At 70.9% G+C, this 13,063-nt stretch carries 4 protein-coding genes; all 4 read left to right on the forward strand.

Annotation, left to right across the window (positions count from 1 at the left end; genetic code table 11):
- Window positions 1-4,861: type I polyketide synthase (locus tag OV208_RS07715; RefSeq protein ID WP_267573181.1), on the forward strand; the 4,861-nt coding region annotated here is incomplete at its 5' end.
- A complete protein-coding gene (locus tag OV208_RS07720) occupies window positions 4,858-11,310 on the forward strand; it encodes a non-ribosomal peptide synthetase (protein WP_267573182.1) in 6,453 nt (2,150 codons plus the stop codon). The genes OV208_RS07715 and OV208_RS07720, both read left to right, overlap by 4 nt.
- 34 nt (window positions 11,311-11,344) lie before the next feature.
- Window positions 11,345-12,127, forward strand: coding sequence for an alpha/beta fold hydrolase (locus OV208_RS07725; RefSeq protein ID WP_267573183.1), 783 nt, complete (start codon window positions 11,345-11,347; stop codon window positions 12,125-12,127).
- The gene (locus OV208_RS07730) at window positions 12,127-12,966 is read left to right on the forward strand and encodes an alpha/beta fold hydrolase (protein ID WP_267573184.1); all 840 of its coding nucleotides are present in this window, start codon (window positions 12,127-12,129) and stop codon (window positions 12,964-12,966) included. The genes OV208_RS07725 and OV208_RS07730 overlap by 1 nt, the downstream gene beginning before the upstream one ends.
- Window positions 12,967-13,063: the final 97 nt, after the last annotated feature.

The following is a 13,063-nucleotide window of genomic DNA, read 5'->3' on the forward strand; positions in this document are numbered from 1 at the left end:
GGAGCCGGTGGCCATCATCGGCATGGCGGGCCGCTTCCCGGGCGCTCCCGACGTGGAGACGTTCTGGAAGAACCTCGTCGGCGGGGTGGAATCCGTCACGACCTTCACGCGTGAGCAGGTGGACCCATCCGTGGCCGCCACGGAACGTGACGCGCCCGAGTACGTGCGCGCGCGCGGCATCCTGGAGGGCGTGGAGCTGTTCGACGCGGGCTTCTTCGGCATCATGCCGAAGGAGGCGCAGGTGATGGATCCGCAGCAGCGCCTCTTCCTGGAGACGGCCTGGTCCGCGCTGGAGTCCGCCGGCTGCGTGCCGGAGACGTACCCGGGCCTCATCGGCGTCTTCGCGGGCACGCACAACAACAGCTACCAGCCGCTGCACGTCCAGCCCCGGCAGGACATCGTGGGCCGGGTGGGCGCCTTCCAGGCGATGGTGGCCAACGAGAAGGACTACGTGGCCACGCGCGTCGCGCACAAGCTGGACCTGCGCGGACCCGCCCTGTCACTCAACACCGCGTGCTCCACGTCGCTCGTCGCGGTGGCGCAGGCGTTCTGGGCCTTGCAGACGCACCAGTGCGACGTGGCGCTGGCAGGCGGCGCGGCGGTGACGGTGCCGCAGTTGTCCGGCCACCTGTACCAGGAGGGCGGCATGCTCTCCCAGGACGGGCACTGCCGGCCCTTCGACGCGAGCGCCACCGGAACGCTCTTCAGCGACGGCGTGGGCGCGGTGGTGCTCAAGCGCCTGTCGGACGCGCAGGCGGACGGCGACGTCATCCACGCGGTGCTGCGCGGCGTGGCCGTCAACAACGACGGCGCGGCCAAGATGAGCTTCGCGGCGCCGGGCGTGGAGGGACAGGCCACCGTCATCGCGACAGCGCATGCGAACGCGGGCGTGGATCCTCGCACCATCCGCTACGTGGAGGCGCACGGCACCGCGACGCCGCTGGGTGACCCCATCGAAGTGGAGGCGCTGTCGCAGGCCTTCCGCGCGCACACCGCCGACACCGGCTTCTGCGCCATTGGTTCGGTGAAGAGCAACTTCGGCCACCTCACCGCCGCGGCGGGCGTGGCGGGCCTGCTCAAGACGGTGCTCGCGCTGAAGCACCGCGAGCTGCCTCCGACGCTGCACTTCCAGACGCCCAACCCGAAGATCGACTTCGGCAAGAGCCCCTTCTTCGTCCAGGCGAAGCGCTCCGCGTGGCCCGAAGGCACGGAGCCCCTGCGCGCGGGCGTCAGCTCCTTCGGCGTGGGCGGCACCAACGCGCACGTCGTGGTGGAGGAGGCTCCCGCGAGGCCTGACTCCGGCCCGTCGAAGCCCGTCCAACTGCTCCTGCTGTCCGCGAAGACGCCCGCGGCCGTGACGCAGGCGGCGCAGCGGCTGGCCGCGCACCTCCAGGCGAACCCGGAGCTTCCGCTCGCGGACGTGGCGCACACGCTCTCCACCGGCCGTCGCGCGTTCCCCTTCCGCAAGGCCGTGGTCGCGGGCAGTGCCGAGGAGGCCGTGAAGGCGCTGACAGCGGCCGGGGCAGAGGCCACCGCGCTGGAGTCCACCCCGCCCCTCGCGTTCCTCTTCCCCGGCCAGGGCTCGCAGCACCCGGACATGGCGCACGGGTTGTACCGCCACGCGCCCGCCTTCCGCGCCACGGTGGATGCGTGCGCGGAGGTGCTGAAGCCGCTGCTCGGGCGCGACCTGCGCGAGGTGCTCTTCCCGAAGGACCCGGAGTCCCCCGAAGCCGCCGAGGCGCTGCGCCAGACGTCCTTCGCGCAGGCGGCCCTCTTCACCGTGGAGTACGCGCTCGCGCAGTTGTGGTGGAGCTGGGGCGTGCGGCCGAGCGCGCTCGTGGGTCACAGCGTGGGCGAGTTCGTCGCCGCGTGCCTCGCGGGTGTGTTCACGCTGGAGGACGCGCTGCACCTGGTCGCGAAGCGCGGCCAGCTCATGCAGGCGCAGGCGCCGGGCAGCATGCTGTCGGTGCGCCTGTCCGCCGAAGCGGTGGCGCCCCGGCTGACGGATGGGATGGCCATCGCGTCGGACAACGGGCCGCGCCTGTGCGTCGTCTCCGGTCCCACGGACGCGGTGCTGCGGCTCCAGGCCACGCTGGAAGCGGAAGGCGCGGCCAGCCGGCTGCTCCAGACGTCGCACGCGTTCCACTCGCCGATGATGGACGCCGCGGTGGCGCCCTTCCTCGAAACGGTGAAGGGCATGCGCCTGTCGGAGCCGCGCATCCCCATCGTCTCCACGGCGACGGGCACGTGGCTCACGCCCGCCGAGGCGACGTCCCCCGACTACTGGGCGCGGCACCTGCGCGACACGGTCCGCTTCGCGCCCGCGCTGCGCACGCTCTGGGAGAAGGGCGACCACCTGATGCTGGAGGTGGGCCCGCGCGTGACGCTCGCCACGCTGGCGCGGCAGCAGGCCACCGCCGAACAGCGCGCCCGGGTGTTCACCTCCCTGGGCGAGTCCAGTGGCGACACGGCCGACTGGAGCGCCCTCTTGAATGCCGCGGGCCAGCTCTGGCGCCGGGGCGTTCCCCTGGACCAGGCAGCGTTCCATGCCGACGAGCAGCGCCAGCGCGTCACCCTTCCCACATATCCTTTCCAGCGGCAGCGCCACTGGATCGAACTCGAGCGGGCGCCCGTGCCCGCCCCCACACCCTCCACCGGAGTCGCCGTGAGCACCGCCCCTGCCCCCCGCGCTGAACGTCTCATCCCCACCCTGCGCAACCTGTTCGAGGAGCTCAGCGGCCTGGAGCTCGGCGATGCCGACGCGGGCGCGAGCTTCCTGGAGCTGGGGCTCGACTCGCTGGTGCTCACGCAGGCGGCGCTCGCGGTGCAGAAGCAGTTCGGCGTGAAGGTCACCTTCCGGCAACTCCTGGAAGAGGTGCCGTCGCTGGGCGACCTCGCCGCGTTCCTCGACGGCCGGATGCCCCCGGAGGCCGCGCCCGCCCCTGCTCCCGTGGCCGCCGCGCCGAGCGCCCCCGCGCAGCTCGCCGCGAACATCCTCGCGCAGCAGCAGGTCGCCGCCGCGCCCATCGCCAGCGCCCCCGTGTTCCAGGTCCAGGCGCAGGGTCCGTCCGCGCCCGCTGGCACGCTCCAGGCCGTCATCGAGCAGCAACTGCGCCTGATGACCCAGCAGCTCGCCATCCTGTCCGGCCAGCCCGCTGGCGTGGTCGCGACCGCGCCCGTGCAGCTCCAGTCCGCGCCCGTGCAGGCCCAGCCCGCGCCGGTGGCCGTGGCTCCCGCGGCCCCCGCGCCCGTCGCCGCCCCGGCGGACGATGCCGAAATGAAGGGGCCGGTGAAGTACGACGTGAAGAAGGCCTTCGGCGCCATCGCGCGCATCAGCCTCGCGCCGAAGGACGCGCTCACGCCCCGGCAGCAGACGTTCCTGGAGGACTTCACCCGCCGCTACAACGCGAAGACGCAGGGCTCCAAGCGCGCGGCCCAGGAGAACCGGAGCCAGTTGTCCGACCCGCGCGTGGTGACGGGCTTCCGGCCGCTGCTCAAGGAGCTCATCTACCCGCTGGCCGTGAACCGCTCCAAGGGCTCGCAGCTCTGGGACGTGGACGGCAACCAGTACCTGGACGCGCTCAACGGCTTCGGCTCCGTGATGTTCGGCCACGCGCCGGACTTCATCACCCAGGCGGTGCACAAGCAGGTGGACGACGGCTACGAACTGGGGCCCATGCACCCGCTCGCGGGTGAGGTGGCGAAGCTCGTCTGTGAGTTCACCGGCGCGGACCGCGCGGCCCTCTGCAACACCGGCTCCGAGGCGGTGATGGGGGCGCTGCGCATCGCGCGCACCGTCACCGGCCGCAGCACGGTGGCCATCTTCGCCGGCAGCTACCACGGCATCTTCGACGAGGTGCTGGTGCGCGGCACCAAGAGCCTGCGCACCGTGCCGGCCGCCCCGGGCATCATGGCGGGCGCGGTGCAGGACGTGCTGGTGCTGGACTACGGCACGCCGGAGACGCTCGAAATCCTGCGTCAGCGCGCGGACTCGCTGGCCGCCATCATGGTGGAGCCGGTGCAGAGCCGGCGTCCCGACTTCCAGCCGCGCGAGTTCCTGCACCAGCTGCGCGACCTCACCCAGAAGTCCGGCTCCGTCTACATCTTCGACGAGGTCATCACCGGCTTCCGCATGCACCCGGGCGGCGCCCAGGCGGTGTTCGGCGTGCAGGCGGACGTGGCGACCTACGGCAAGGTCGTGGGCGGCGGGATGCCCATTGGCGTCATCGCGGGCAAGCGCCCCTTCATGGACGCGCTGGACGGCGGCCAGTGGCAGTTCGGCGACGACTCGGTGCCCACGGTGGGCGTGACGTACTTCGCCGGCACCTTCGTGCGCCACCCGCTGGCGCTCGCCGCCGCGAAGGCCGCGCTGGAGCACATGAAGGCCGCGGGCCCGGAGCTGCAGCGCAGCGTGAGCGCGAAGGCGGACAAGCTGGCCAGCACGCTCAACGCGTTCTTCGACGAGGTGGGCGCGCCCCTGCGCATCAAGCACTTCGGGTCGCTGTGGAAGACGTTCGTCACGGCGGACATCTCCCACGGGGACCTGCTGTTCTGCCTGCTGCGTGACAAGGGCATCCACATCTGGGACGGCTTTCCCTGCTTCTTCACCACCGCCCACACGGACGCGGACCTCCAGCGCCTCATCAACGCGTTCCAGGACAGCGTCACGGAGCTGCAGGACGCGGGCTTCCTGCCCGGCACGGCCCGTCAGACGCAGGCCCCCGCGGCCGTGGCCTTTGACGCCAATCAGCCTCCGGTACCCGGCGCGCGCCTGGGACGTGATCCGCAGGGCAACCCCGCCTGGTTCGTCCCGCATCCGTCGCAGCCCGGCAAGTTCGTCAAGTTGAGCGAGACCCGATGAAGACCCCGAATCCCTCCACGCCCGAGACGCAGGACCTTCCCGACGACTTTGATCCGTTCGCCGGGCCTGCCCTTCAGCTCACCGTCCCGTCCACCGAGCCGCAGCGCGAGGTGTGGACCGGCGTGCAGATGGGCCCCGACGCGTCGTGCGCCTTCAACGAGTCCATGTCCCTGCGGCTCCAGGGCCCGCTGAACGTCGAGAGCCTGCGCGCGGCGCTCCAGGACATGGTGGAGCAGCACGAAGCGCTGCGCAGCACCTTCAGCGCGGATGGCCTCACGTTGTGCGTGGCGCGCACCACGCCCGTCATGATGGACGTGGTGGAGCTGGACGCGCTGCCCTCCTCCGAGCGCGAGGCCCGGGTCCGCGAGCTGGTGTCCCACGAGGTGGAGACGCCGCTGCCCCTGGAGGCTGGTCCCCTGCTGCGCCCGAGGCTCGTGCGGCTCGCCGAGGATCAGCACCTGTTGACGCTGACGGCACACCACATCGTGTGCGACGGCTGGTCCATGGCGGTGATGTTGCGCGACCTGGCGACGTTCTACTCGGCGCAGGTGCGTCGGGTGCAGCCGGACATCACCCCCGCGCCCCTGTTCAGCGACTACGCCCTCGCGCAGCAGCAGTTGGCCACGACGGCGGAGTACGCGGAGCACGAGCGCTACTGGCTCCAGAAGTTCTCCGGCACGCTGCCGGTGCTGGAGCTGCCGCTGGACAAGCGTCGGCCGCCTTCGAAGACGTACAGCTCCCGGCGCGAGGACTACGTCCTGGAGCCGGCGCTTATTGAACAGCTCAAGCGCGTGGGCGCGCGCCATGGCGGCAGCTTCTTCACCACGCTGCTGGCGAGCTTCAAGGCGCTCCTGCACCGGCTCACCGGGCTGGAGGACGTGGTGGTCGCCATCCCCGCCGCGGGTCAGTCCGTGGCCGGGCTGAAGAATCTGGTCGGCCACTGCGTGAACGCGCTGCCCCTGCGCAGCAACGTGTCAGGAGAGGCGCCCTTCACGCAGGTGCTCAAGCAACTGCGCACCACGATGCTCGATGCCTACGAGCACCAGGAGTACACGTTCGGCACGCTGCTCAAGCAGCTCGCGCTGCCGAGAGACCCGAGCCGCCTGCCGCTGGTCAACGTGCTGTTCAACGTGGATCAGGCCGTCACGGGTGAGCAGCTCTCGTTCCAGGGCCTCACCTGCACCCTGGCGAGCAACCCGCGCCACTTCGAGAACTTCGACCTCTTCATCAACGCGGCCGAGGCCCACGGCCGCGTGGTGCTGGAGTGCCAGTACAACACCGACCTCTTCGAGGGCTCCACGGTTCGCCGCTGGATGTCATGTTACGAAGAATTGCTGCGGGGCGTGATCGCCGACGCGGAGACCCCGGTCGCGCGCCTGCCGCTGCTGCCGGAAGCGGAGAAGCAGCGCGTGCTGGTGGACTGGAACGCCACCACCCAGCCCTTCAACCGCGAAGCCTTCGTCCACACCCTCGTCGCCGCACAGGCCGAGGCCACCCCCGACGCCGTCGCCCTGCGCTCCGGCGCCGTGACGCTCACCTACCGACAGCTCGTCCAGCGCGGCCATCAGGTGGCGCACGCGCTCAAGCAGGCCGGTGTCACGCCCGGAAGCCTCGTCGGGCTCTTCACCGAGCGCGGCCCGGACATGGTCGTCGGCCTGCTGGGCATCCTCCAGGCCGGTGCCGGCTACGTCCCGCTGGATCCGGGCTTCCCGCCCGAGCGCCTCTCCTTCATGGTCGAGGATGCGAAGCTCTCCACCATCCTCACGCAGCAGTCGTTGGTGGCGGCCCTGCCCTCCACCACCGTGAAGCCGCTCCTGCTGGAGGACACGGCCTCGCAGCCCGAGTCCGTGCCCCCGTCACCCTCCGTCTCTCCGGAGGAAGTGGCGTACGTCATCTACACGTCGGGTTCGACGGGCAAGCCCAAGGGCGTGCGCGTGCCCCACCGCGCGGTGGTGAACTTCCTCGCCACCATGCAGGAAGCCCCGGGCCTCACCGCCCAGGACGTCCTGCTCGCTGTCACCACGCTCTCCTTCGACATCGCCGTCCTGGAGCTCTTCCTCCCGCTCACCACCGGAGCCCAGGTCGTCCTCGCCTCGCGTGAGACCGCTTCCGACGGCGCGCTCCTCAAGGCCGCGCTGGAGTCGCAAGGCGTCACCGTCATGCAGGCCACGCCCTCCACCTGGCGTCTGCTGCTGGAGGCCGGCTGGCAGCCCCGCCCGGGCTTCAAGGCCCTCTGCGGCGGCGAGGCCCTGCCCCGCGAACTCGCCGAGGCCCTCCTCGCCCGCGTCGGCAGCCTCTGGAACATGTACGGCCCCACCGAGACCACCGTCTGGTCCACCACCTGGCGCGTGCAGCCTCCCCTCTCCTCCATCCGCATCGGCCGCCCCATCGCCAACACCCAGCTCTACCTCCTCGACGCCCACCTGGCCCCCGTGCCCGTCGGCGTCGCAGGTGAGCTCTACATCGGCGGCGATGGCGTCACCCTGGGCTACCTCCACCGTCCAGAATTGACGCAGGAGCGCTTCCTGCCCAACCCCTTCCGCCAGGGCGAGCGCATGTACCGCACCGGCGACCTCGCTCGCTGGCTCGCCGACGGCACCGTCGAGTACCTGGGACGCAATGACTCGCAGGTGAAGCTGCGCGGCTTCCGCATCGAGCTGGGCGAAGTCGAAGCGGCGCTCGCTTCGCACCCCTCCCTCGCCCAGGCCGTCGCCCTCGTGCGCGAGGACCGGCCCGGCGACCGTCGCCTCGTCGCCTACCTCATCGCGCGGCCCGGCCAGACGACGCCTCCGGGCGAGGCCCTCCGCGCGCACCTCAAGCAGGGGCTGCCGGAGTACATGGTGCCGCAGCACTTCGTGGCGCTGCCCGCGCTGCCGCTCACGCCGAACGGCAAGGTGGACCGCAAGGCGCTGCCGTCGCCGCAGGTGGGCATCCACGAGGACGCGTACGTCGCGCCCCGCGATGAGACGGAGCAGAAGCTGGCGGACATCTTCGCCGACGTGCTGGGCCTGCGTCGGGTGAGCGTCACGGCCGACTTCTTCCGGCTGGGCGGACACTCCCTGCTGGCCTCGCAGGCCCTCACGCGCGCGAGCCGCGCCCTGGACGTCAGCCTCACGCTGCGCCGGATGTTCGAAGCGCCCACCGTGGAGAAGCTGGCCCGGCTGGTGCGCGGTGACGACGGGGCCACGAGCCCCGCGCAGCGCATCACGCCGCGCGCGGGCACGGCGCCCGCACCGCTGTCACTGATGCAGCAGCGGCTGTGGTTCCTGGAGCAACTCAATCAGGGCACCGCCGTCTACAACCTGCCCGCGGCGTTCCGCATCCACGGGGAGCTGGACGTGGGCGCGCTGCGCGGCAGCTTCGACAGGTTGCTTGCGCGTCACTCCGCCCTGCGCACCTTCGTCCGCTGGGATGAAGGCACGCCGGTGCAGCACATCGCGCCGTCGCTGACGGTGGAGCTGGAGCCGGTGGACCTGGAGCCGGTGCCCGCGAACCTGCGCGAGGAGGACCTGCTGCGCCGCCTCCAGGCGCTGGCGGACGAGTCCATCCCCATCACCGCGCCGCCGCTGTTCCGGCTCACCCTGTTCCGCATGGGGGCCCACGAGCACGTCCTCTTCTTCATGCCCCATCACCTCATCTGGGATGGGTGGTCGTTCGACGTGTTCCTGCGCGACCTGGACGTGTTCTACGCCGCGCTCACGTTGGGCAAGGAGCCCAAGCTCCCCGCCCTGCCCATCCAGTACGCGGACTTCACCGAGTGGCACCGCAACTGGCTCCAGGGTGAGGAGCTGGAGCGCCAGGCCCTCTACTGGCGGCAGAAGCTCTCCGGGAACCTGCCTGCGCTGGAGCTGCCCACCGACAAGCCGCGCCCCGCGCAGATGAGCCTCAAGGGCGGCACCGAGCCCTTCGTCCTCACCGGGGCGGAAGTCGGCGCGCTCACGAAGCTGGGGCGCGATTCGAACGCCACGCTGTACATGGTGCTGCTCACGGCCTTCAAGACGCTGCTGCACCGCTACTCGGGGCAGGAGGACCTGGTGGTGGGCACGCCCATCCGGGGCCGCTCGCATCCCGAGGTGGAGGACCTGCTCGGCTTCTTCGTCAACACGCTCGTGCTGCGCACGCAGATGGGACCGGAGCTGACGTTCCGGCAGTTGCTGGACCGCGTCCGCACCACGTGCATGGAGGCCTTCGGCCACCAGGACATGCCCATCGAGCTGCTGCTCCAGCAGTTGGGGGTGCAGCGCGACCTGAGCCGCACGCCGCTGTTCCAGACGTTCTTCACCTTCCAGGACGTGCGCAACCGGGGCAACACCCTGGGAGGCCTCACCTACGGCCAGGTGCACGTGCACGCGCACGCGACGCCGCTGGACCTGAGCTTCTGGGTAAAGGAGACGGCCCACGGCATCGTCGGCGGCATGGACTACAACACCGACCTGTTCGAGCGGGACACCGTCGTCCGCATGCTCGAGCAGATCCGCACGCTGCTGCGCGCCGCGGTGTCGGACGCGGAGGTGCCCGTCGCGCGCCTGCCGCTCTTGCCGGAAGCGGAGAAGCAGCGCGTGCTGGTGGACTGGAACGCCACCACCCAGCCCTTCAACCGCGAAGCCTTCGTCCACACCCTCGTCGCCGCCCAGGCCGAGGCCACCCCCGACGCCGTCGCCCTGCGCTCCGGCACAGTGACGCTCACCTACCGTCAGCTCATCCAGCGCGGCCATCAGGTGGCGCACGCGCTCAAGCAGGCCGGTGTCACGCCCGGCAGCCTCGTCGGTCTCTTCACCGAGCGCGGCCCGGACATGGTCGTCGGCCTGCTGGGCATCCTCCAGGCCGGTGCCGGCTACGTCCCGTTGGATCCAGGCTTCCCGCCCGAGCGCCTCTCCTTCATGGTCGAGGACGCGCAGCTCTCGCTCGTCCTTACCCAGCGCGCGCTCCAGGGCACCCTGCCCTCCACCACCGCGAAGTCGCTCTTCGTCGAGGACACGACCTCGCAGGCGGACACGGCTCCCGAGCCGCTCTCCGTCTCGCCGGAGGAAGTGGCGTACGTCATCTACACGTCGGGTTCGACGGGCAAGCCCAAGGGCGTGCGCGTCCCGCACCGCGCGGTGGTGAACTTCCTCGCCACCATGCAGGAGGCCCCGGGCCTCACTGCCCAGGACGTGCTGCTCGCCGTCACCACGCTCTCCTTCGACATCGCCGTCCTGGAACTCTTCCTCCCGCTCACCACGGGTGCCCAGGTCGTCCTCGCCTCGCGCGAGACGGCGGCGGATGGCCCCCTGTTGAAGGCCGCGCTGGAGTCGCAAGGCGTCACCGTCATGCAGGCCACGCCCTCCACCTGGCGTCTGCTGCTGGAGGCCGGCTGGCAGCCCCGCCCGGGCTTCAAGGCCCTCTGCGGCGGCGAGGCCCTGCCCCGCGAACTGGCCGAGGCCCTCCTCGCCCGCGTCGGCAGCCTCTGGAACATGTACGGCCCCACCGAGACCACCGTCTGGTCCACCACCTGGCGCGTGCAGCCTCCCCTCTCCTCCATCCGCATCGGCCGCCCCATCGCCAACACCCAGCTCTACCTCCTCGACGCCCACCTGGCCCCCGTGCCCGTTGGCGTCGCAGGTGAGCTTTACATCGGCGGCGATGGCGTCACCCTGGGCTACCTCCACCGCCCGGAGCTGACGCAGGAGCGCTTCCTGCCCAACCCCTTCCGCCAGGGCGAGCGCATGTACCGCACCGGCGACCTCGCTCGCTGGCTCGCGGATGGCACCGTCGAGTACCTGGGACGCAATGACTCGCAGGTGAAGCTGCGCGGCTTCCGCATCGAGTTGGGCGAAGTCGAAGCGGCGCTCGCTTCGCACCCCTCCCTCGCCCAGGCCGTCGCCCTCGTGCGCGAGGACCGGCCCGGCGACCGCCGCCTCGTCGCGTACCTCGTGTCGAAGCCGGGACAGGCGTACACGGACACGGAGCTGCGCAAGCACCTGCGCTCGCAGCTTCCGCAGTACATGGTCCCGCAGCACTTCGTGGAGCTGGAGGCGCTGCCCCTCACGCCCAACGGCAAGGTGGACCGCAAGGCCCTGCCGCCTCCGGCTGGCGCCGCGCGTCCCGCCGAGGACGCGTTCGTCGCGCCCCGCACGGAGATGGAGAAGCACCTGGCCCGCATCTGGCGGGAGGTGCTCGGCATCGCGCAGGTGGGCGTGCACGACAACTTCTTCAACATCGGCGGGCACTCGCTGCTGTCGTTCCAGGTGGTGATGCGCGTGCAGAAGGAGCTGGGACAGGCCCTGCACCCGCGCACCCTGCTGCTCAACACGCTGGAGCAGGTGGCGTCGCAGTTCACGCCCGTGGCCCCGGCGGCCACCGCGACGCAGCAGCCGGCCACCCCGACAAAGATTGCCACCCCGGAGACTTCTGTTCCCCTGGCGCAACGCTTGTTCAATAAGCTGAAGGGAAAGATTCCGGGACGCTAGGACCGAGCGACCCTTCGAGGAGAATGGTCCCATCGTGACGCCCTGCTTCTTCGGCAGCTCCGAAAGACAGCTGTTCGGCATGCACCACCCCGCCCAGGGCGCTGAACGCGCCACCGGGGTGGTGCTCTGCTATCCCGCCGCCCAGGAATACATGCTGACGCACTGGGCCTTCCGGAAGCTGGCCGGAATGCTCGCGCGGGAAGGCTTCCACGTCTTCCGCTTCGACTACTACGGCACGGGAGACTCCGCCGGAGAGGTCCACGAGGGCCGCGTGGCCTCCTGGGTCCAGGACATCCGGCTGGCCGTCGCCGAGTTGCAGGACATGACGGGCGTGCAGCGCGTGGCGCTCGTGGGCATGCGGCTGGGCGCGGCGCTCGCCGTGCGCGCCGCGGCGGAGGGCCTGTCCACCGCGGGGCTCGTGCTCTGGGAGCCGCTGGTGGAGGGGGCCGCCTACCTGAAGGAGCTGGAGCTGCTCCAGACCCGACGGGCCACCCGCACCCTGTTCCCCCAGGTGGACAGTCCGCTGGAGGTGCGCGAGGAGCTGCTCGGCTTCGCCTTCCCCCGGCCCCTGCGCGAGGACATCCTCGCGCTGGACCTGGCCGCGATGCCCGCGTGGCCCTCGACGCGCACGCACCTGGTGGCCTCCGGCACCAAGCCGGAGTACCAGCGCCTCCAGCAGCACCTGGAGGCGACAGGGCTTCCCTTCCAGAACCACGTCGTGCGGGAAGAAGGTGGCGCGGGAGGCGGGCAGGAGTCCGCGCTCCTGTCCAACCGAATCCTGCAGACCATCACCTCGCTCCTGAAGGAGGCCGCGTGATGCGCGAACGCATCTGTACCTTCGGCCCCGAGCAGAGCCTCATGGGCGTGCTGACGGAGCCGGATCCGGCGAAGGTGCTCCCGGGAGCACCCGCGGTGGTGCTCTCCAATGTGGGCCTGAACCACCACGTGGGGCCCTACCGACTGTGGGTGGAGCTGGCGCGGCTGCTGGCGGCGCGCGGCTTCACCACGCTGAGATTCGACCTGTCCGGCCTGGGCGACAGCCGCCCGCGTCGCGAAGGCGGACCCGACGAGTTCGCGCGGGCCCGCGAGGAGACGCGCGCCGCGCTCGACTACCTGGAGCAGAAGAAGGGCCAGCGCGACTTCGCGCTCATCGGCCTGTGCTCCGGCGTGGACAGCGTGCATTCCGTGGCGGTGCAGGATCCGCGCGTGGTGGGCGCGGCCTTCATCGACGGCTACACGTACCGCACGGTGGGCTACCACCTGCGCTTCCAGCTGCGCTACCTGAGCCCCCGTCGCTGGACCCGCTTCCTGCGCAAGCGAAAGCTGCCCTCCCAGCTGCGTGAAGCCGGCGAAGCGGACGAGGTCTACACGCGCGAGTACCCGGAGCAGACGCGGCTGACGGAGGACTACGCGAAGCTGCTGGAGCGGGGCGTGAACCTCTGCTTCGTGTTCTCCGGCGGCATGGGGCTCTCCTTCAACTACGAGCGCCAGTTCTACGAGATGTTCTCGCCGCTGAAGCTGGAGCACCGCGTCACCTACGCCTTCTACCCGCGCGCCGACCACCTCTTCTCCGTGCCCGAGGACCGCGCGGAGTTGCTGCGCAAGCTCACCGCGTGGGCCGTGGGCATCGTGCCGCCGAAGGCGCTGGCGGGCTGAAGGCTGCCTGCCCGCCCTGCCAGCGGGAATCCGACCCCGGGGCGGGTGCGCGTCAAGCGCTTGTTTCCCACCCGACGGTCGCCACCTTGGGAGAACC

This window comes from Corallococcus sp. bb12-1, assembly GCF_026626765.1.
GTDB classification, from domain to species: domain Bacteria; phylum Myxococcota; class Myxococcia; order Myxococcales; family Myxococcaceae; genus Corallococcus; species Corallococcus terminator.

What these genes read in the sequence shown, in the direction of transcription:
- OV208_RS07720 (WP_267573182.1), top strand. Translation starts at nt 4,858, where the DNA reads ATGAAGACCCCGAATCCCTCCACGCCCGAGACGCAGGACCTTCCCGAC.
- OV208_RS07730 (WP_267573184.1), top strand. Translation starts at nt 12,127, where the DNA reads ATGCGCGAACGCATCTGTACCTTCGGCCCCGAGCAGAGCCTCATGGGC.